16 protein-coding genes, 4 pseudogenes and 1 riboswitch are annotated in these 19,805 nt (G+C 69.3%); of the genes and pseudogenes, 13 read left to right on the forward strand and 7 right to left on the reverse strand.

Annotated features, from left to right (window positions below):
* Positions 1 to 149: 149 nt before the first annotated feature.
* From WJ438_RS07050 to WJ438_RS07090, 9 genes and pseudogenes are all read left to right on the forward strand, one after another.
* A pseudogene (locus WJ438_RS07050) lies at positions 150 to 389 on the forward strand (DUF6411 family protein); the annotation flags it as partial.
* Between the two features lie 116 nt (positions 390 to 505).
* Positions 506 to 1,059, forward strand: a pseudogene (locus WJ438_RS07055) (AAA family ATPase).
* Between the two features lie 50 nt (positions 1,060 to 1,109).
* Positions 1,110 to 1,295: riboswitch (cobalamin riboswitch) on the forward strand.
* Positions 1,296 to 1,323: 28 nt separating this feature from the next.
* Positions 1,324 to 2,379: an ABC transporter substrate-binding protein gene (locus tag WJ438_RS07060; RefSeq protein WP_406724439.1), complete on the forward strand. Its 1,056-nt coding sequence runs from the start codon at positions 1,324 to 1,326 to the stop codon at positions 2,377 to 2,379.
* Between the two features lie 47 nt (positions 2,380 to 2,426).
* Positions 2,427 to 3,515, forward strand: coding sequence for a FecCD family ABC transporter permease (locus WJ438_RS07065; protein ID WP_406729618.1), 1,089 nt, complete (start codon positions 2,427 to 2,429; stop codon positions 3,513 to 3,515).
* Positions 3,512 to 4,282, forward strand: coding sequence for an ABC transporter ATP-binding protein (locus WJ438_RS07070; protein WP_406724440.1), 771 nt, complete (start codon positions 3,512 to 3,514; stop codon positions 4,280 to 4,282). The genes WJ438_RS07065 and WJ438_RS07070 overlap by 4 nt, the downstream gene beginning before the upstream one ends.
* Positions 4,283 to 4,780: 498 nt before the next feature.
* Positions 4,781 to 4,960, forward strand: a complete 180-nt coding sequence (locus tag WJ438_RS07075) for a TSUP family transporter (protein WP_406724441.1) — start codon at positions 4,781 to 4,783, stop codon at positions 4,958 to 4,960.
* Between the two features lie 160 nt (positions 4,961 to 5,120).
* The gene (locus tag WJ438_RS07080; RefSeq protein ID WP_406724442.1) at positions 5,121 to 5,936 is read left to right on the forward strand and encodes an SAM-dependent methyltransferase; all 816 of its coding nucleotides are present in this window, start codon (positions 5,121 to 5,123) and stop codon (positions 5,934 to 5,936) included.
* A gap of 252 nt (positions 5,937 to 6,188) precedes the next feature.
* Positions 6,189 to 6,854 (forward strand): hypothetical protein, encoded by a 666-nt coding sequence (locus WJ438_RS07085; protein ID WP_406724443.1) that lies wholly within the window; start codon positions 6,189 to 6,191, stop codon positions 6,852 to 6,854.
* A gap of 479 nt (positions 6,855 to 7,333) precedes the next feature.
* The gene (locus WJ438_RS07090; RefSeq protein WP_406724444.1) at positions 7,334 to 8,206 is read left to right on the forward strand and encodes a CAP domain-containing protein; all 873 of its coding nucleotides are present in this window, start codon (positions 7,334 to 7,336) and stop codon (positions 8,204 to 8,206) included.
* Here the strand turns inward: WJ438_RS07090 and WJ438_RS07095 are convergent.
* From WJ438_RS07095 to WJ438_RS07110, 4 genes and pseudogenes are all read right to left on the reverse strand, one after another.
* Complete coding sequence (locus tag WJ438_RS07095; RefSeq protein ID WP_406724445.1) at positions 8,173 to 8,379, reverse strand: hypothetical protein; 207 nt, start codon at positions 8,377 to 8,379, stop codon at positions 8,173 to 8,175. The genes WJ438_RS07090 and WJ438_RS07095 overlap by 34 nt on opposite strands.
* A 27-nt stretch (positions 8,380 to 8,406) precedes the next feature.
* Positions 8,407 to 9,408, reverse strand: coding sequence for a TIGR03842 family LLM class F420-dependent oxidoreductase (locus WJ438_RS07100; protein ID WP_406724446.1), 1,002 nt, complete (start codon positions 9,406 to 9,408; stop codon positions 8,407 to 8,409).
* A gap of 11 nt (positions 9,409 to 9,419) precedes the next feature.
* Positions 9,420 to 10,373, reverse strand: a pseudogene (locus WJ438_RS07105) (amidohydrolase family protein); the annotation flags it as partial.
* A complete protein-coding gene (locus WJ438_RS07110) occupies positions 10,268 to 12,373 on the reverse strand; it encodes a recombinase family protein (RefSeq protein ID WP_406724447.1) in 2,106 nt (701 codons plus the stop codon). The gene WJ438_RS07110 and the pseudogene WJ438_RS07105, both read right to left, overlap by 106 nt.
* Positions 12,374 to 12,499: 126 nt before the next feature.
* Here WJ438_RS07110 and WJ438_RS07115 point away from each other — a divergent pair, with 126 nt between their 5' ends.
* Positions 12,500 to 13,543, forward strand: a complete 1,044-nt coding sequence (locus WJ438_RS07115; protein WP_406724448.1) for an IS630 family transposase — start codon at positions 12,500 to 12,502, stop codon at positions 13,541 to 13,543.
* 893 nt (positions 13,544 to 14,436) lie between these two features.
* Here the strand turns inward: WJ438_RS07115 and WJ438_RS07120 are convergent.
* From WJ438_RS07120 to WJ438_RS07130, 3 genes and pseudogenes are all read right to left on the reverse strand, one after another.
* A complete protein-coding gene (locus WJ438_RS07120; protein ID WP_406724449.1) occupies positions 14,437 to 15,777 on the reverse strand; it encodes an IS1380 family transposase in 1,341 nt (446 codons plus the stop codon).
* Between the two features lie 179 nt (positions 15,778 to 15,956).
* Positions 15,957 to 16,919: a phosphotransferase family protein gene (locus WJ438_RS07125; protein ID WP_406729619.1), complete on the reverse strand. Its 963-nt coding sequence runs from the start codon at positions 16,917 to 16,919 to the stop codon at positions 15,957 to 15,959.
* A 42-nt stretch (positions 16,920 to 16,961) separates the two neighbouring features.
* A pseudogene (locus WJ438_RS07130) lies at positions 16,962 to 17,401 on the reverse strand (transposase); the annotation flags it as partial.
* Positions 17,402 to 17,455: 54 nt separating this feature from the next.
* Here WJ438_RS07130 and WJ438_RS07135 point away from each other — a divergent pair.
* The 3 genes from WJ438_RS07135 (at position 17,456) to WJ438_RS07145 (ending at position 19,796) form a co-directional block, all read left to right on the forward strand.
* Positions 17,456 to 17,773 (forward strand): transposase, encoded by a 318-nt coding sequence (locus WJ438_RS07135; RefSeq protein ID WP_406724450.1) that lies wholly within the window; start codon positions 17,456 to 17,458, stop codon positions 17,771 to 17,773.
* 11 nt (positions 17,774 to 17,784) lie between these two features.
* Positions 17,785 to 18,528 carry an IS3 family transposase gene (locus WJ438_RS07140; RefSeq protein ID WP_406729620.1) on the forward strand — a complete coding sequence of 248 codons (744 nt, stop codon included), beginning with the start codon at positions 17,785 to 17,787 and terminating at the stop codon, positions 18,526 to 18,528.
* A 197-nt stretch (positions 18,529 to 18,725) separates the two neighbouring features.
* Positions 18,726 to 19,796, forward strand: a complete 1,071-nt coding sequence (locus WJ438_RS07145) for an IS110 family transposase (protein WP_406724451.1) — start codon at positions 18,726 to 18,728, stop codon at positions 19,794 to 19,796.
* The last annotated feature ends 9 nt before the right edge of the window (positions 19,797 to 19,805 follow it).

Genomic DNA, 19,805 nt, shown 5'->3' on the forward strand with positions numbered 1-19,805 from the left:
GTCGGCACAGCAGGGCGACGACGGCAGGCGGCACGCCCCGGGAAACGGTCACCGGGTCGGCTTTCCACTCGTCGAGCGAGCCCCTGGCCACGTATATCCCCTGTGGGCGAGGACAAACGGCAGCTACGTCACAGTCGTTGGAGGTTATCGTGGCCGTCGTCGGAATTGTCGCGCTCTGTGTCGTTCTCGCCGTACTGGCATTCCTCGTGCCCCGCCTGTCCCGCGGGCCCGAACGCGGCACCCAACGAGCCCTGGGCTTCGGCTCCCGTGCGGGAGGAAAGGCACCCGGCCCCCTGGGACGCCTGTTCAGCAAGCCGTTCCGCAGCAGCTCGAAGGCCGTGGGCCGCAGTGGTTCCGCCGGTCGCCGCACTCGTGGCCGCCTGCCTTCCGAACCCGGCGGTCCTCGCCCCCCCGGACCGCCGTCGACGCGTGCGGGCATGCCCGTCCCCGCCGTCGCGGTCAGGCCGGGACGGGGCCGGCGTGGCTCCCCGGCCGCCGGAGTAGCGTGCTTCGCGTGACCGTGGGAAGCGAAGAGACCCGGCTCGTCGTCGTCCGGGGAACTCGGCGTCGGGCAAGTCCTCGGTGGCGGCGGGGATCCGCGACCGCTTCGGGCGCGGCCTGGCCCTGGTCGGGCAGGACAACCTGAGGCGGACCGTGCTGAGGGAACGGGACGTGCCCGGCGCCGCCGACATCGGGCTGAGCGACACGGTCGCCCGCTACGCGCTGGACGCCGGCTACCACGTCGTCGTCGAGGGCATCCTGCACGCCGACCGCTACGGCGACGTGCTCGCGGGTCTGGTCGGCGACCACCGCGGCGTCTCGCACTGCTTCTACCTCGACATCCCCTTCGAGGAGACCCTTGCCCGGCACGCCTCGAAGGCCGATCCCGACTATCTGGCCCAGGTCACCGAGCGGGAACTCCGTGACGGGTACCGCGAACGCGACCTCCTTCCGGATGTCGCCGAAACCGTCGTCGGAGCCGAGGCCACCCTCCACGACACCCTCACCCGCGTCATGCGCGACACCGGTCTCACGGGACTGCCCGCACGCGTCGGCTAATGCCGATAACCGTGCACGCCCGCCCCGGGCGCCTTTTGAGCACGGAGCTCCAGACCGTAGGATCGGCTGGTCATCGCCGCGACGGGAGACAGGAAGCCGGTGTGAATCCGGCACGGTCCCGCCACTGTGACCGGGGAGTGCACCCCTTCGAGACGCCACTGCGCGCACCGCGTGGGAAGGCGAGGGGGAACGTCGATCCGGGAGTCAGGACACTGGCCTGTCGCGGGCCCGTTTTGAGGAGCGCGGACTCCCAGGAGGCTTTACGTGTCCCACGCCTTTGCGCGCCCGTCTTCCTTCCGCCCTGCCCGGCGGCGCCGTGCCCCGCGTGCGGCGGCCGCGGCCGTCGCACTGTCGGCGGTCCTGCTCACGGCCGGCTGCGGCCCGTCCGACGGCTCCGGCCGGGATCCGAGCGGCGACGCGGGCAACACGGCGGCCCCGGCCGGGGGTTTCCCCGTCACCGTCGACAACTGCGGTGTCAGAACGACGTACGACGAGCCCCCGTCCCGCGTGGTCACCATTCACCAGCATCCCGCGGAGCTGATGCTCGCCCTCGGGCTGAAGGACCGCATGGTCGGCACCGCGTTCCCCGACTCGGCCGTCCTGCCCGAACTCAGGGAGGACTACGAGGCGATACCGGAGCTCGCGAAGAGGGAGCCGTCCTTCGAGGAGATCCTCGACGCCGAGCCGGACTTCGTCTACGGCGGCTACGGCAGCGCCTTCGCCTCGAACGAGGGCCGCTCCCGCGAGGCGTTCGCCGACGCGGGCATCGACACCTATCTCAACCGCGAGTACTGCGGCAGGAAGCGGGTGACGATGAAGGACACCTACGACGAGATCCGCACCATCGGCACGGTCTTCGGCGTCCCCGAGCGCGCCGACCTGCTGGTGTCCGACCTCCGTGGCCGGGTCGACCGAGCCGCCGCGGCCGTCGACGGCGAACCCGACGTGCCGGTCTTCGTCTACGACAGCGGTGACAAGTCCGCGTTGACCGCGGGCGGCAAGAGCCTGGGCACCGAGCTGATCAGCCTGGCCGGCGGCACGAACGTCTTCGCCGACCTCGACGACGTGTTCGGTGACGTCTCCTGGGAACAGGTCGTCGAGCGCGCACCCGAGGTCATCGCCCTCTACGACTACGCCGGGGAGAGCAGCGTCGAGCGGAAGAAGGAGTATCTGCTCTCCCAGCCCGCCCTCGCCGACGTACCCGCCGTCAGGAACGAGCGGTTCGTCGTACTGCCGCTGACCGCGACCCTGGTCGGGATCCGTTCCGCGTACGCGGTCGAGGACCTGGCGCGCGGGCTGCACCCCGGAAGCTTCCGGTGACGGCCCCCGCCGCCGACCTGCCCTCCGACGCGTCCGCCGACCCCGGCGTGCGGCGTCGGCGGCCACCGGGCGAGAAGCGCGGCACGCCGGGGACGCTCACCGTCACGCTGCTGGTCCTCGCCGTCCTGCTCCTGATGTCGGTCGTCGCGGGCCTGGGCATCGGCTCGGTGCGGGTGCCGCCCGGCCAGGCCTGGGGAATCGTCACGCACGCGCTGGGCGCCGACCTGGGGGACGCGCAGTGGTCACGGGCCCGGGAGACCATCGTGCTGGACGTGCGGGCGCCGCGCGTCCTGCTCGGCGCGGTGGCCGGCGCCGGGCTCGCGGTGGTGGGCACCGCCATGCAGGCCCTCATCCGCAACCCGCTCGCCGAGCCCTATCTGCTGGGTGTCTCCTCGGGGGCGGCCCTGGGCGCCGTCGTCGTGATCGTGTTCGGGGTGACCCTGTTCGGACCGGTGTCCCTGTCGGTCGCGGCCTTCGCGGGCGCCCTCGGGGCCCTGCTGCTCGTGTACGCCAGTGCCCGCACCGGCGGCCGCATCACGTCGGTCCGGCTGGTGCTGTCCGGGGTGGCCGTCGCGGCGGTGCTCACGGCGGTCCTGAACCTGCTGCTGCTCACCGGTGACCGGGGCAACGAGGCCCGCACGGTCCTCGCCTGGACCCTCGGCGGCCTCGGCGGCGTCAACTGGAGCACCCTGTGGCTGCCGAGCACGGCCCTGCTGATCGGCGTCGGCGTCCTGATGGCGCAGGCCCGCAATCTGAACCTGCTGCTCGCGGGCGAGGAGGCCGCCACCACGATGGGGCTGGACGTGGCCCGGTTCCGGGTGCGCATGTTCGTCCTGCTCTCCCTCGTCACCGGTGTCCTCGTCGCGGCGGCCGGACCGATCGGGTTCGTCGGTCTGATGCTGCCGCACATCGTGCGGCTCGTCGTCGGCGGCGACCACCGCCGCGTCCTGCCGACGGCCGCGCTCGGCGGAGCGGTCTTCCTGATCTGGGCGGACATCGCCGCACGCACGGTCGCCGCGCCCATGGAGATCCCCGTCGGCGTGCTCACGGCCCTGTGCGGGGGGCCGTTCTTCCTGTGGCTGATGCGCCGCGATGCACGGCGCGGCACCGACCGGAGCGACCGGAGGGGAGCATGAGCGCGGCCGAACTCACCGTCGACGGAATCACTCTGACCGCGGGTGCCCGCACCCTGGTCCGTGACGTCTCCCTGACCGCGCGTCCGGGTGAGGTGATCGGCCTGGTCGGTCCCAACGGGAGCGGCAAGTCCAGCCTGCTGCGTGCCGTGTACCGCGTCCTGCGCCCCGATGCCGGCCGGATCCGCGTCGACGGCACGGACGCCTGGTCGCTGTCGGTGCGTCAACTGGCCCGTGACGTGGCCGCGGTGGTGCAGGAGTCGGGCGCCGACTTCGACCTCACCGTCCGTGAGGTCGTCGCGATGGGCCGCACCCCGCACAAGCGGCTCCTCGACGGCGACACCCCCGAGGACGCCGAACTGATCGAGTCGGCGCTGAGGTCCGTGGACGCCACCGGCCTGGCCGGCCGTCCCTTCGACCGGCTCTCCGGTGGCGAACGCCAGCGCGTGCTCATCGCCCGTGCCCTCGCCCAGCAGCCGTCGCTCCTCGTCCTGGACGAGCCGACCAACCATCTCGACATCCGCCACCAGTTGGACGTGCTCGGCGCGCTGCGGCGGCTGCCCGTCACGGTGCTGGTGGCGCTGCACGACCTCAACCTGGCCGCCCACTACTGCGACCGCCTGTACGTCCTGTCCGACGGCGAGGTCACCGCCTGCGGCCCGCCCGCCGACGTCCTCACCCCCCGGCTGCTGGCGGAGGTCTACGGAGTCACGGCCGAGGTCGCGGTCCATCCCCGCACGGGATCTCCCCACGTGACGTTCGTTCCCTGACGCGCCGGTCTCCGGCATGGTCCCGTCGAAGGTGAGAGCGGTATGTCGATGTCCGTGGTGGTGCTGCTGGGACTGATGGGAGGTATCGGTCTCACGGCGTCGGACCCGGTGGGGTGCTGCCCACGATCGGGCTGTTCACCCTGACCGGCCTGTCCCCCGCCGAGGTGGCCGGTACCGCCCTCGTCACCCACGTCGCCACCGGCGCGCTGGGCACCGCGGCCTCCACCCGTTCCGGCCAGTTGCGCGAGCCGGAAACACGCCGCACCCCCGGGACCCTGGCCGTCACGGCCGTGTCCGGGACTCCTGTCGGATGCTGCTCAACACCCTCGTGTCCGCTCGTGCGTTCGGGGTGGTACTCGGTGTGCTCGTGGCCGTGGTGGCCGCCCTGGTGCGGCACCGCGAACGCCACCGGCCCGCGGCCGCGCTCGGCGTACCCGTGCTGGAGTCCCTGGCCTCCGCCCAGGCCCAGTCGATCGTCATCGCCGGGGTGGGCGCACCGTGGGCTATCTCGCCCACGGTGCCCTCGACTGGCCCCTGGCCGCCCTGGTCGGCATCCCGGAACTGGCCGGCGTGCTCCTGGGCCGGCGGATCGCCCACGCACTGCCCGCCCGCAGCCTGCAGTACGCGCTCGTCCTCACGTTGTTCGCGCTGACGTCCTACCTCGCCCTGCACGGCTGACGGCCGGACGGCGGACGTCCCGACGCCGAGCGGAATCCGTCCGCGCGCCCCACCGGAGATACGAACTGAAGTGCGCGACAGCACTGTTGGGACGTAAGTTGTGGTGGAACACACATATTGGCTGAACACACCTGCCTCGGCTGAGAGACGGACCGTACCCATGAGCGACCCTGCGACGACGCCCGGACCCGCTGCGCACCAGAAGATCGACACCTCGGTGCCGCATTCGGCCCGGATCTGGAACTACTGGCTGGGCGGGAAGGACAACTACCCCGTCGACGAGGAGGCGGGCGACGCGTACACCGCCGTCTTCCCCGGCATCGTCACCATCGCCCGCAGCAGCCGGGCCTTCCTGCGCCGCAACATCACGTATCTGGTCTCCGAGGCCGGCATCCGGCAGTTCCTGGACATCGGGACCGGCCTGCCGACCGCCGACAACACCCATGAGGTCGCCCAGCGCATCGCGCCGGAGAGCAGGATCGTCTACGTCGACAACGACCCGATGGTCCTGGCGCACGCCCGCGCCCTGCTCTACTCCGCCCCCGAGGGTGCGACCGCCTACGTCGACGCCAGCGTGCTGGACCCGGAGCACGTCCTGGCCGCCGCCGCGAAGACGCTGGACTTCAGCCGCCCCACCGCCCTCATCCTCAGCAACATCCTGGGACACATCGCCGACTACGACCAGGCCCGCTCCATCGTCACGCGGCTGATGGACGCGCTGCCGTCCGGCAGCTACCTCTCCATCAACGACGGTTCCCGGGGCATCGACCCGGGCTTCGAGCAGGCCCAGGACGGCTACAACAAGAGCGGCGCCGTCCCGTACAACCTGCGCGCCGTGGACGAGATCACGTCCTTCTTCGACGGCCTGGAGCTCCTGGAGCCCGGTGTCGTCCCGGTCCCCCTGTGGCGTCCGGACACCGAGACCCCCGAGTCCGCGCCCGTCGCCGAGCACGGCGGCCTCGCCCGCAAGCCGTGACCCCCTGACGCCCCGCGCGGTCGCGGTGGGAACACCGCGACCGCCCTCGGCCCGCGCCCAGCAGTCCCGCGCTGCCGCAATTCGCCTGAACGCAGGGGAAGTACAGCAAAACACCGCCCTTGTCGGCACGTACCCGTCACCCTCCCCCCACGGAGCGAGTTCGCACTTCCACCCCACCGGGAAGCGTGTGACACTGGCGTCCCGTCCGCTGTGCGGACCCCCTTCCGCACCGACCCCCACGAGAAGTGCGACGTGCGTTCTTTTCCTCTGCCGATAGCGCTGGCCGCGCGCCTGTCCCCGGTGATCGTCCTCGCCGCGGCGGGCTGGGCCCTGTCGTCCGGACCGTCCTCCGAGCCGCAGGCAGCGGAGAGGAGAACGGCCGAGGAGACGGCAACCCAGTCCGCCTCCGCTCCGTCGACGACGGCGGTGCCCAAGACGTACACCGCCGCTCCTGCCCCCTGCGGCAGCGTCGCCGAGAAGACCGTCAAGTCCCTTGTGCCGGGGGCCAAGGCGTCCGGCAAGGAGATCAAGTCCACCGACTCCAAGCTGCGCAGGACCTGTTCCTGGAACGCGCTCGAGGGCTACGAGTACCGCTGGCTCGACGTCTCCTTCGAGGTGCTGCAGTCGGACGACGCGGCGGAGCAGTCGTACGAGAGACGGCTGAAGGACAAGAGCGGTGGCGGCGCGGTCCCCGGGCTCGGTGACGCAGCGTACTCCGTGGTGAACCTCGCCACCGAGGACGGGCAGCAGACCCGCGAGGGCGTGGTGGTGGCCCGCGCCTCCAACGCGCTGGTGGTCGTGACGTACAACGGCAGTGACTTCGAGTCGAAGAAGGCGCCCTCCACGGACGAGATCAACAAGGGCGCCATCAAGGCCGCCAAGGAGGCGATGACGGCGCTGCGGGAGGGGCGGGGCTGACCCGGCCACTCTTGCGGCGCGCCGGGCGGCCCGTCCACCCCGGCGTCGGCCCGGAGTCCGAATCACGGTGGCCTACGCCCGGTGCCCGGCGTCCCGCGGGCACTCCTCGGCTCCGGCAGCAGTCCGGAATTCATGATTCCGTGACATCTGTCACGCCCGTCCTCGATCTATGCAGGCCGCTTAGTAGAACCCGCTCCGACGACATGGGGGATTTATCCGGCTTGCCGTGAACGTGGGGCGGGCCGAGGTGGGTGGTGATCCGATGGGGAGCCGGAAGCCGCGGTTCTTTCGCGGGACGAACGCTCCTGACGGGGCAGCAGGCGTCCCGAGGGGCCCGTCGCGAGAAGGTCGGCACGCTCTTCCATCCGCCGCAAGACCCCCGCAGGCCTACGAAGCGCAGTAGTGCAGCGGCCCTTTGCGTCCCGTGCCGGGCCGTCCCAAGAATGACCAATCTCCGGACAACAGGGGTGAGGTCACACATGGGAAAGCATCGTCGTCAGCAGCGGTACCGGCGGACGGTCGTCACGGCAGTCGCCATAGGCGTCATAGGCATACCCTCGGTCGCCATGGCCTGTACCGACTGGCCCGGCAGCGGGCAGCGGCAGCAGCAGGGCACCGCCGCCCCCGCCGCGGCCGAGGACAGGTGGGACGACGCCGACCGGGACCACCGGTGGAGCGGCCGGCAGCACGGCGGGCCCACGGCGGCGCCGTCGCACACACCGACCGCCACCGCGGGCGCCTCGAAGGCCGAGGCACTGCGGCACAGCAGCGCCGAACCGACGCACAAGTCGAAGAAGAAGAAGAATAAGAATAAGAAGGCCCCCGAGGCATCCGCCTCCAAGCCCGGCACCACGGCTCCGAAGCCCACCGCGGCCACTCCAAAGCCCACCACCGCGGCCCCGAAGCCCACCACGGCCACCCCGAAGCCCACCACCGGTGCTCCGAGCCCCGCCGCGACGGGCGGCGCCGAGGCCTCCGGAGCCGTCGCCAAGGTCGTGGAACTCGTCAACACCGAGCGCGGCAAGGCCGGTTGCTCCCCGGTGAAGGTGAACGCCACCCTGACCGAGGCCGCGCAGAACCACAGCGAGGACATGGCGGCGAGCGGCAACATGTCGCACACCGGCTCGGACGGGTCCTCGCCCGCCGACCGCATCACACGCGCAGGCTACGGCTGGAGCACCTACGGCGAGAACGTCGCCTACGGCTACTCCACTCCCGAGCAGGTGATGGCCGGCTGGATGAGCAGTCCCGGCCACAAGGAGAACATACTCAACTGCGAGTTCGAGGAGATCGGTGTCGGTCTCGCGCAGCCCGGCTCCTACTGGACCCAGAACTTCGGCACGGCCCGGTAGGCGCCGTACGCGCGCACGCGCCGGTGACCTGCCATCAGCGCGACGTACACGACGAGCGACGCCGCCGGCCCCACCGCCCGGCCGTGGTCCGCGACGCCCGGCGGGAGCTCGACGCGTCCCGCCGGGCCGGGTACGGGGCTCTCGAACGGCGGGGGCGGGACGGTCGCGGTCATGGGCGTGCCCTTCCGCGGAGGTGCCGGTCAGCGGTTGAGTGCCGGGATGATCTCCGCGCCGTACGCGTCGATCGTCGTTTCCTGCGCGTCGTGCATGTCGTACACGGCGAACTGGTCCACACCCAGCTCGCGCAGCGCCTTCAGCTTCTCGATGTGCGCCTCGGCCGGGCCGAGCAGGCAGAACCGGTCGACGATCTCGTCGGTGACGAAGTCCGTGGACGGGTTGCCGGCACGCCCGTGGTGGCTGTAGTCGTAGCCGTGCCGTTCCTTGACGTACGACGTCAGCGCCTCGGGGACCAGGTCCGAGTGCTCTCCGTAGCGTGCGACCAGGTCCGCGACATGGTTGCCGACCATGCCGCCGAACCAGCGGCACTGCTCGCGGGCGTGCGCCAGATCGTCGCCGACGTACGCCGGGGCGGCGACGCAGACGGTGACGGAGGCGGGGTCGCGCCCCGCCTCCGCGGCCGCGGCCCGTACGGCCTTCACCATCCACTCGGTCAGATACGGGTCGGCGAGCTGGAGGATGAAGCCGTCGGCCTTCTGTCCGGCGAGGGTGAGCGCCTTCGGACCGTACGCCGCCATCCAGACGGGCAGTTTCCCGTTCCTCACCCACGGGATCCGCAGCGGCTGCCCGTCGACCTCGGCCTCGCGCCCCTCGGCGAGGCCGCGGATCACGTCGATCGCCTCGCCCAGGCGGGCCAGGGTGTTGGGCTTGCGTCCGGCGACCCGCATCGCGGAGTCGCCGCGGCCGATGCCGCAGACCGTGCGGTTGCCGAACATGTCGTTGAGGGTGGCGAAGGTGGAGGCGGTGACCTCCCAGGTGCGGGTGCCCGGGTTGGTGACCATCGGGCCGACCTTCAGCTCGGTGGTGTGGGCCAGGATCTGGCTGTAGATCACGAACGGTTCCTGCCACAGCACGGCGGAGTCGAAGGTCCAGCCGTGCGTGAAGCCGTTGCGCTCCGCGCGCTGCATCAGGCCGACCACCCGCGAGGCCGGCGGGTCGGTCTGCAGAACGAGTCCGAAGTCCATGCGCACCACTCCTAGTCGAGGTACTGGCAGGTGGAACGCGGGGTGTAGACACCGTGCCCGGCGCGTCCGGTGTACTCCCGCTCGGTGATGACCGGTTCGCCTCGCGAGAGGACGGTCTCGACGCGGCCGGTGACGCGCTTGCCCTCGTACGCCGAGTAGTCGACGTTCATGTGGTGGGTCGCGGCGGAGATGATCTGTTCGGCGTGCGGGTCGTAGATCACGACGTCGGCGTCGGCGCCCGGCGCGAGGGTGCCCTTCTTCGGATACAGGCCGAACATGCGGGCCGGGGTGGCGCAGGCGATCTCGATCCAGCGGCGGCGGGTGAGGTGTCCGTCGACGACGGCCTGGTGGAGCAGGTCCATCCGGTTCTCCACGCCCGGCATACCGTTGGGAATCCTGGAGAAGTCGCCGCGGCCGAGGTCCTTCTGGCCGGTGAAGCAGAAGGGGCAGTGGTCGGTGGAGACCACCTGGAGGTCGTTGGTGCGCAGTCCCCGCCACAGGGAGGCCTGGTGTTCCTTCGGCCTCAGGGGCGTGCTGCACACGTACTTGGCACCCTCGAAGTCCGGCTCGGCGAGGTTGTCCGTCGACAGGAAGAGGTACTGGGGACACGTCTCGCCGAAGACGTTCAGGCCCTCGTCGCGGGCCCGGGTCAGTTCGGCGACCGCCTCCGTGGCGGAGACGTGCACGACGTACAGCGGGGCGCCGGCGACCTGGGCGAGCCGGATGGCGCGGTGGGTGGCCTCGGCCTCCAGCAGGGCCTTGCGGACCTCGCCGTGGTAGCGGGGGTCCGTCTCGCCGCGGGCCAGCGCCTGTTCGACGAGTACGTCGATCGCGATGCCGTTCTCGGCGTGCATCATGATCAGGCCGCCGTTCTCGGCGGACCGCTGCATGGCACGCAGGATCTGGCCGTCGTCGCTGTAGAAGACGCCGGGATACGCCATGAACTGTTTGATTTTCGTTCCGCCGCCCCCTCACACGTCGTATCGTCATCGTCGCAGGTCATGGGCGATTCCGGGAGGGTTGCGAGGGCTGGATCGAAGGCACCGGTGATGTCGAGGTCGGGAAGGACGTACAGCGGCGGCACCTGCGTTCCTTCATAGTCGCCCAGCGCGCGCACCGCGGCTCCCCAGGAGCCGTCCTTCAGATACCCCAGGACCCGCTGGTAGACGCTGTTCGGCCGGTGGCCCTGCAGAACCTCCTCGGGCAGGTCCTTCCACTGCAGCCCATGACGCACCTTGTAGAGGGATGCCTCGAACGCCACCCGAGGCGGAACGATGCGAGTCTTCTTCCTGGGGACCGGAAAGCACGCTTCAACCCGCTGCCAGTCATCGTCCGTCAGCTCCGGGGGTACGAGCAGCCCCCGCTCCTCGAACCATCCCTCGAAGGAGCAACCAGCGTTTCGTAGCATTCCGGGAACGTGGCTGGTGACGCGAACTTCGATGTCGACAAGATCAAGCAGGTCCAACCTCTCGGCGAATTCCAGAGCACCGATTCGGGGAGTCACATCAAGGGCCTGCTCGACGACCTCGTGAACTCGCTCCTCCCGCTGCTGAACCTCCAAAAGGCGTTCAGCCGCATCCGCCCTTAAATCACGAAGCCGGCGCTCCTTGCTCTGAAGCTCATCCTTCACCTCTGCGATGGACGCCTTAATCTCCAGTTCCGTCTCGGCATCGTCGCTCTCATCCGCGGCCAGGACTTCGGCCAAGGCGACAAGCTTCTTCTTCCGCAAGCGCTGGCTTCGCTCCAGTTCCTCGTCGAGAGCGGCAAGACGCTCCTCGTACAACTGCGCTTCTCCGGGCACGTCCCCAAGCCACTCTTCAGCGAGGGCCCTAAGCTTTTCCGGATCCCCTAGCGTGCGCACCACCTCGCGCCAAACGACGTCCTCCAGCGGCCGGGCGAGGATCTCCTGGCAGTCACAGGGTGGATCGGAGCGACGCCCCGAACACCGGTAAGAGGTTCTCCCCCGCGCTTCGCGGTGGGCACCGACGTAGTGGGCGCCACAGAGTGCGGTAACACGCCGAGACAGGAGGTAGTCCTTGTGGTTTTCCTTGGTGAACGAGCGCCGGGCGAGCGCCCTCCTAACCTCCCGCACTCGAGAGGTCGGCAATGGGACGGGCACGGGTATGCGAACAGTCTCTCCATACAGCGGCTTGCCGTCAGGGCCAAGGCGCACGGATCCTCGCCCGCTCTCGACGTTGCGGTAGACGATGTATCCGTCCAGCGCCGTCTGCATCCATGTCCGGATGAGGTTCGCCCCTGTCCAGGGGAGCCCGCGCGCGGTCTCATAACCCAACGCGTTAAGCGCAGTGGCTGCTTCTTCGGCAGGGAGCAGCTCATCGGCCAGGAGCCGAGCCGATACTTCGAGGAACCGGGCTCCCTTCTCACGAAGAGTGGGGGGCCCGCTCACACCCTTCTTTGGGAGCTCCAGCCAGAAAGGAGCGACACCTCCAGGCCATCCCCCCTGCGCGAGTTTCTTCTCACGCCCTCCCATCGTTCGGTCGAGGATCATGGCGTGTTCCAGCTCTGCCATGTAGGCCAAGAGGCTGAGCTGGATGCCGAACATGTCATCTTCGCTGTCGATCCGGCCATCTGCGGTCGCAACGCGCACCTTGACACCGCCGAATACCTCGATGTCCGTGGTGTCGTAGACCCAGCGGTGAATGTCGCGCATGGTCCGACCGATACGGTCGAGTTTGCCGAAGATCACGAGGTCGTAGCGCAGAGCCGCCAGGTCAGCATTCAGGGCATCGAGGTCCGGCCGGTGCGCCAGCTTCCCCGAGACGCCTCCGTCCGTGTAGACCTCATAGACGTACGAGCCCTTCCCTAGCTTGTAGTCCAGCCAGGCAAGGCACTCGTCGAGCTGGACCTCAAGCCCGTACCCCTTGAGCTGCTTTACCGTGGAGACCCGCAGGTAAATGGCGACGCGAATTTTCCGTGACCGCCTAGGCAGCACGACCTTACGCATTCCGGAATCCCCTCCATCTCCTGGTCGAAAGGTCGACACAAACGTGCAGGCGGTGCGAGAAACCACCCATCTCTAGAAGCAAATATTGAGCCGAAACGATCTGGTTGCCTCGCGCGTTGAGTGTGCGTGATCGAGTCGGGAGATGCGCGGCGGCTGGCGCCTGCCGCGCAGGAAGTGGTGCGGCTGCGGGTGGTGGCCGCGCTGGAGTCGGGGCGGGTACGGACGTACCGGCAGGCGGCCGAGGTGTTCGGGGTGTCGGAGCGTTCCGTGGGCACTTGGTGGCGCAAGTACCGCCGGCTGGGACGGGAATCGCTCGCGACGCCTGCGAAGTCCCGCTCCGGACCCGGCGAGTTGATCGGTGCCGAGGACCGTGTGGTGCTGTTCCAGGCGATGGCCGACTACACGCCCGAGGAACTGCTGATCGGCGGTCCGTTGTGGACCCGGGCGCTGGTCGCCGAGCTGATTCGGATGGTCGTCGGCGTCACCATGACCGAACAGGGCGTGGGCAAGTGGCTGCGCCGCCACGGGTTCACCCCGCAGCGCCCGGCCCGCCGCGCCTACCAGCAGAAGCAGGAGAAGGTGACGGCCTGGCTGAAGGAGGAGTATCCCGCCCTCGCCGAGCGCGCCCGCAGCGAGGGCGCCGTGGTGGCCTGGGCGGATCAGTGTGGGCTGCGCTCGGACACCGCCCCGCCCGGCCGATCCTGGGCACCGAAGGGCGACACCCCTGTCGTCCGGGTCAACGGCAAGCGGCTGCGCGTGAACATCATGTCCGCCATCGCCTCGCGCGGCGCCCTGTGGTTCACCGTCTTCACCGGCCGCTTCACCGCGAAGGTGTTCATCACCTTCCTGGACCGGCTCGCCCGCCAGGCCGGCCGCAAGGTCCATGTGATCGCCGACCGGCACCCGGTCCACCGCAGCAAGGCCGTGACCGCCTGGCTCGCCGACAACGCGGAGCGGATCGAACTGCACCTGATGCCCGGCTACAGCCCCGAACTCAACCCCGACGAGATCCTCAACGCAGATGTCAAACGGCACGTGCATGCCTCACGAGCCCGCTCGGTGGACGACCTCGCCCGCGAGACCCGACGCTTCCTCCATCGCCGCCAGCGCCAGCCCCACATCGTCCGCGGCTACTTCCATGCCCGCCACGTCCGCTACACCATCCAGTAGGAAACCAGACCGTTTCGGCTCAATACCTATCGCGCTAGGCCACCACGCCGACTGGGATCTGGGCCAAACAGCAGCAACGCCAGACGTCGCCGTTCACCCGCAGTAAGGGAGCGCGGCACCCAATGCACCCTGATCGACGGGCCACGGACGGTGTGCGTACGACTTTCTTGCGCCATGGATGTTCCTCGGTTCACGGCGCAGAGCGGCGCCTCAGTTTGAGGTCACCCACCGACGCGGTTCTCGACGAACACGAGCGCCGCTTGGGCGGGACATTGACCTCCTGGAACCGGCGCCCGGCCTCGTTCGACTGGCAGCACCGGGTCCCCGCCAACTCCACCGCCAGGTGCTGTCAGCGCGAACACGATCCATGGTCTTCAGAATCGCCGGTTTACTTAACCGGCGATTCGATGGTATATATGGCCGCCCTCCTAGGGCAGCGCGACTGCCGAGCAGAAAAGCCCGTCCCGACGCCGGTCAGAGAGCTCCGGATTACAACGCTCTGTGAGGTGGCGCTTATGGGGCCACGCGAGGCGAGCTCAAACCGAGCCACCCGTGCGCCACCTCCTTTTCCCTCCACTGCCTCTCGATGCACGCTGCCGGCCCGCAACCATCTCTTTGCGGGACGTTGAAGATTGACATGCTTTCGGAGGAGGTTCCAGCCGTAGACCGGAATTTCATGTCTGCCGTAGGCGATGCAGCTCACGGGCAGCAGCGGTCCAGGAGGAACGCTAGCCTCGATCTTTCTTGACGGTCCGCCGACGGAGTCGGCGGACCGTTTCGCTTTCGGTGGCTGATGCCGGGCAGGCCGACAGCCCGAGTGTCGCGTCGGGTGGGCGCCGGGTTCCACTGCTCCGGTGGGGGTGGTGCTCCTCGTAGGGGCGGAGAGTCGCTGGTCAGCCGGGCTTCGGCAGGAGAGAGAGTCGTGCGAGAGCTGCGGTGATCTCGCCGGTCCATGGCCAGTGGCGGGCGAGGCGGAGGATGCGACGCCGGCCGGTCGTGACGAGCTGGGCGGCCGCGGAGAAGAGGCGGAGCCGAAGACGGCGGGGTTCCCAGAGCCGGGCTTTGCCGGTCAGAGCGAGCATGGGCATCCAGGCCAGCAGGTCGAGCGCGAGCTGGACGATCTCCAGCCAGACCTTGTTCTGCGCGGTGTCGTGCAGGGGCAGGTTGCGCAGGCCGGTCGCGCGGGCGGCCCGGATCCGGTCTTCGGCCCTGGCCCGCAGCCGGTGACGGAGCTCGAGTTCGGCGATGGGACGGCCGGCGGTGTTGGTGGCGAAACAGGTGATCCGCATGCCGTCCGCGTCGGTGATCCTCAACTGGGCCCCGGGATGGGGCCGTTCCTTGCGGACGATCAGCCGCATCCCTTTCGGCCAGCCGTCGAGCAGGTCGCCGGTGAGTTCGGCGACCCAGGCCCCGTCGCGGACCTCGCCGCCGGTCTCGACGGCCGGGGTCCATGCCGACTCGGGGATCTTCAGCACGTGCTGGTGGATGGTTTCGGTGATCACCATGCCAACGGAGTAGGACAGCCAGCGCCCGCGCCGGGCGAGCCAGGAGACGAACTCATGGGTGCCGCCCGCGGAGTCGCAGCGGATGCCCGCGGAGTCGCAGCGGATGAGAGTCTGCCGTCCGCGCCGGTACCTCTTGGGCAGCTGGGCGAGGGCGAGACGGGCGGTGGTGATGTGGTCGGCGGCGGTGTTCGAGCCCGCGTTCCCGGGGCGGAGCAGAGCGGCGACGGGTTCGCCGGTTCCGCCCGGCCCGTGGTCGACGAACCCCCTCAGGGGGTGGTGGCCGTAGCTCTTCTTCCAGGTCGGGGCCGCGTCTTGCTTGTCGGAGTGGGCGACGACCAGGACTCCGTCCAGGTCCACGATCACCTGCCCACCGGTGTCCGGTGCCCGGCTGCCGGCCAACTCCCAGACTCGTCGGCGGACTTCGGAACGTGCGGTGCGGATGGCGGTCAGTGCCTTCTCGCCCGCAGTGGCGAGGGTGTCGATGAGGCGGGAGACCGTCGGGTCGGAGGCGACCGGTCCGAACACGGCCGGCTCGGCCCGCAGCATCGCGATGTCGGCAAGGCAGTCCCCGCCGAGCGCGACCGCCAGCGCGGCGTCCAGGAGAATCTTGCCCGGGTCGTGGACGGCCCGCGGCTTCCGCCAGGGGGCAAGCGCTGCGGATATGGCCTGGTCAAGGCCGGTCTTGCGGACAGTTTCGACCAGCAGGACCGAACCGGCCTGCGAGAGCACGGCCCGGCCGTCACTCTGGACAAGGACATGGGGGTAGGGCCCGGTAGGCTTCTTCGCCTGGAAAGTGCCTCTGGATTCAGCGGGAACAAGGACCTAGACAATCCTCATTCTTGCTGGTCAGAGGCGCTTTTCTCTTACCTGACCACCCGTCGGACAGCCCGCTTCATGAAAGCGCGAGGCTAGAGGATGCTCCAGGGGAGCTGCCCGTCCCGCCTTCTTAGCCCGTCGACTCGCCGCTGGATCTCACTCAAAGACTCGGGCGCATGTCGAACTTTCCTGGCGTTAGTGGTGATCATGCATAGTTCCCGAATGTCACGCAAAACCGGGTATCCAGTGCATTTCGTGACGTCCCACCCGTAGGTGTCCGCGAACGCTTGGTAGTGGGCTTGGCCGTAGCCGAACCGCCGGCAGTGGACTTCAACTGTGACAAGGTCCCATTCCGGCTGGCCTTGGGCAACAGTGTCCCAGTCGCACAGCACCGCAGATCCGCCGGTGGTGTGCAGCGCGTTTCGGTGCTGTGGGTCGCCCTGGATCAACCCGGGGGCAAGCGTGAAACGGACTTCTCGCAGTTCTCCCTCCAGTCGGTCTGCCTCCTCCTCCATGTATCGGATGGCTGCGGCAGGGAGGCATGTGCTTGCGGCGAGAGAGCGGCGGATCGCACGAATGTTGTCGTGCCCGGCAAGGGCAATCGGGGGTGGGGGCAGCGAGTGGAGCGCCTTGAGGGGACCGGCCAGCTGCCCGGCCGCCACCGGGTACTCGGGCTGCGGCAGGTAGGTCCAGAAGGTGACAGCGTGCCCGTCGACGATCAGCGGCTGATCGCAAGGGTGAAGAGGGACGGTAGGAAAGCCTGCTTCGATAAGCCAGCGTACGAAGGTAACTGTGCGCGCGACGCTCTCGACGTCCGTTCCCTTCCGAGCGATCTTGGCCACCACCTGCTCCTTCTCCAAGAGGAGAACCGCGTTGGTGTGACCTCGCAGGAGACGCGCATCACGACTGTCGAGGCCGGCCTTCGTGCAGGCCCGCTCTAGTACTGCAACGGCGGTTTTTGTAACGGTGGTTCGGTTTCTGGTGGTGTGTGGCCGCGTCGTTTGTAGTGGCTGGTGCGGGCTTGGTGTTGTCTGCGGCGGCGCCAGTGTGACCAGTGCAGGACATGCTCGACGGCCGGCGGTGGGCGAGTCGGTGGATCAGGCGTCTGAGTTCGGGGAGGGTGAGGGGTATGAGCTGGGAGGATCCGTTTCTGCTTTGCCGCCTTCGAGTTCGCGTGCCCGCAGGACGGTGAGGCTGGCGTGGGCGGCCATGGCGAGGGTGATGTGGCGGTGCCAGCCGTCGTAGCGGCGGACCTGGTAGTCGTCCAGGCCGCATTCCTGTTTCGCGGTCTGGAAGCATTCCTCGATCGCCCAGCGGGAGCCGGCGATGCGGATCAGCTGGTCCAGCGTGGTCGACGCGGGGCAGTAGGCGATGTAGTAGGAGATCTGGTCGGCCGGCTGACGCTGCGGCGGGCGATCACCCAGTGCCGGCGGTCCTCCCGGTGCCAGGGCCGGACCTCAACCCTCGCCCAGTCGAACACCCGCGGCCCGTGGGCGCCGTTTCCGCACGAGCGCCGCTTCCACTTCTGCCGGGGCAGACTGAATCGCCCCGGGTTTGATGGAGACATCGAAGACCCGGAAGGATGCCGACCATGGCTGCGCCCAAGAAGTACCCCGACGAACTGCGTGAGCGCGCGACGCGGATGGCGGGCGAGGCCCGCAAGGACCCCGCCGGCCGGACGGGAGCGATCCGCCGCATCGCCGAACAGCTCGATGTCCACCCCGAGGCCCTGCGGACCTGGGCCAAGCGGGCCGAGACCGACGAGGGCCTGCGCGAGGGCACCACCAGCGCCGACGCCGCCCGGATCGCCGAGCTGGAACGCGAGAACAAGGAACTACGCCGGGCCAACGCCCTCCTGACGTCCGCCTCGGCTTTCTTCGCCGCGGAGCTGGCCCGCCCACTGCGCTGAAGGTCGCCTACATCGACCGGCACAAACAGGAGTTCGGCGGCCAGCCGAGCTGCGAGGCCCTGAAGGGCACCGACGCCGAGATCGCGCCGAGCACCTACTACGCCGCCACCAGCAGACCGCCCAGTGCCCGCAGCCTGCACGATGCGCGGCTCACCGAGGAGAGACGCGTGCTCCACGCCGCCCACTACGGCGTCTACGGCGCCCGGAAGATCCATGCCGCGCTGCGCAGGGCCGGCCGGAACGTGGCCCGCTGCACCGTGGAGCGGCTCATGCGCGAGGCCGGCCTGCGCGGCGTGAGCAGGGCCAGGGGACCGCGCACCACCAGGCCCGCTCCCGAGACCGGCCGCCCCGCCGACCTGGTCAAACGCGAGTTCACCGCGAGCGGGCCGAACCAGCTGTGGGTGGCCGACCTCACCTACATCCGCACCTTCTCCGGCTGGGTGTACGCCGCGTTCGTCAGCGACGTGTTCTCCCGCATGGTGGTCGGCCGGCAGGTCGCCACCAGCCTCTACACCGATCTCGCCCGGGAGGCCCTGGACATGGCCGTCTGGCGCCGCCGGCGCGGCGGCGCGGACCTGGCCGGGCTGATCCATCACTCCGACCGCGGCGTGCAATACCGTGCCCCGCGCTCCACCGGACGCCTCGCCGATGAGGCCGCCGTGGCCTCGGTCGGCTCACGCGGCGACTCGTACGACTGTCAGTCTCTTCGTACCGGATCCCGCAAGGATCGGGTAGTCCCGGCCGCGACGGTCTGACTCTTGCTTACGACCGACCCTGCGGGTGTCCTGGCGTTGATCTGTCGACCGTCCGGCCGGGCACGCAGCGAGCGCTGCCGCCGGACGGACGTGACCTGATAGGAGCCTGGAGCCAACTCGTCAAAGCGTCCCCGTGACAGTCCTGTCCGTCCGGCCGGCGACAGCGTGCACCCACGCTACCGACCGGGAGGAACCTGGTGAACACCAACCAGCAGCACAGGTCCGGGCACGTCGTGATCGGCGTCGATACACACAAGCACGTGCACGTCGCAGCGGTGATGGACACGATCGGTGGGATCCTGGCGACTCTGACGATTCCCACCGACACCGGCGGCTTCCGGCAACTACTGGACTGGGCAACCTCGTTCGGCAGTGTCCTGGCGTTCGGGGTCGAGGGGACCGGCTCCTACGGCGCCACTTTGGCTTCGTTCCTTCGCCGGGCCGGGCACAAGGTGGTCGAGGCCGGCCGCCCGGACCGACGGCTGCGGCGGATGGACGGCAAGTCCGACACCCTGGATGCCGAGAACGCCGCCCGAGCCGTCCTGGCCGGCTTCGCGACGGCCACCCCCAAGAGTGCCGACGGCGAAGCCGAGATGATCCGTCAACTCAAGATCGCCCACGACCAGGCCGTCGAACAGCGCACAGCGGCGATGGTCACCATGAAAGCGATGCTTGTCCACGCCCCCGATCCCCTGCGGAACGAGACCGCAGGCAAAACACAGATCTCCCTGGCCCGGCATCTGGCGGGCCTGCGTCCCCGGCAACTGGAGGGCCCCGAGGACGCACTGCGTCATGCTCTGCGCACGCTGGCCAAGCGGTGGCAGTACCTCGACGCCGAGGCCAAGGACCTGACGAAAATGATCGCTGATCTGGTTCACCGTGCCGCCCCACAGCTGCTCGAACCGTTCGGCATCGGCGTGGACACCGCTGCGGAGATCCTCGTCGTGGCCGGCGACAACCCCGAACGCATCAAGTCCGAGGCCGCCCTCGCCAAGCTCGCGGGCATCGCTCCCGTGCCCACCGGCTCCGGCATGACCGGCGGCAGGCACCGCATCAACCGCGGCGGCCACCGGCAGCTCAACGCCGCGATCTATCGCACCGTCATCGTCCGCATGCGCTTCCACCAGCCCACGATCGACTACGTCGCCCGGCGCACCGCCGAGGGCAAGACGAAGCGGGAGATCATCCGCTGCCTCAAGCGCTACGTCATCCGTGAGGTCTACCACCTGATTCGACCCGCTCCACAGACGACCCCCGCAACGAGTTGACAACTATAG

The sequence above is a fragment of the Streptomyces sp. GD-15H genome (assembly GCF_045291515.1).
Lineage (GTDB): Bacteria > Actinomycetota > Actinomycetes > Streptomycetales > Streptomycetaceae > Streptomyces.

Bases quoted from the DNA above. Each gene is read 5' to 3' on its own strand.
- WJ438_RS07070 (WP_406724440.1), top strand. From the start codon at position 3,512: ATGAGCGCGGCCGAACTCACCGTCGACGGAATCACTCTGACCGCGGGT.
- WJ438_RS07080 (WP_406724442.1), top strand. From the start codon at position 5,121: ATGAGCGACCCTGCGACGACGCCCGGACCCGCTGCGCACCAGAAGATC.
- WJ438_RS07090 (WP_406724444.1), top strand. From the start codon at position 7,334: ATGGGAAAGCATCGTCGTCAGCAGCGGTACCGGCGGACGGTCGTCACG.
- WJ438_RS07095 (WP_406724445.1), bottom strand. From the start codon at position 8,379: ATGACCGCGACCGTCCCGCCCCCGCCGTTCGAGAGCCCCGTACCCGGC.
- WJ438_RS07100 (WP_406724446.1), bottom strand. From the start codon at position 9,408: ATGGACTTCGGACTCGTTCTGCAGACCGACCCGCCGGCCTCGCGGGTG.
- WJ438_RS07110 (WP_406724447.1), bottom strand. From the start codon at position 12,373: ATGCGTAAGGTCGTGCTGCCTAGGCGGTCACGGAAAATTCGCGTCGCC.
- WJ438_RS07135 (WP_406724450.1), top strand. From the start codon at position 17,456: ATGGCTGCGCCCAAGAAGTACCCCGACGAACTGCGTGAGCGCGCGACG.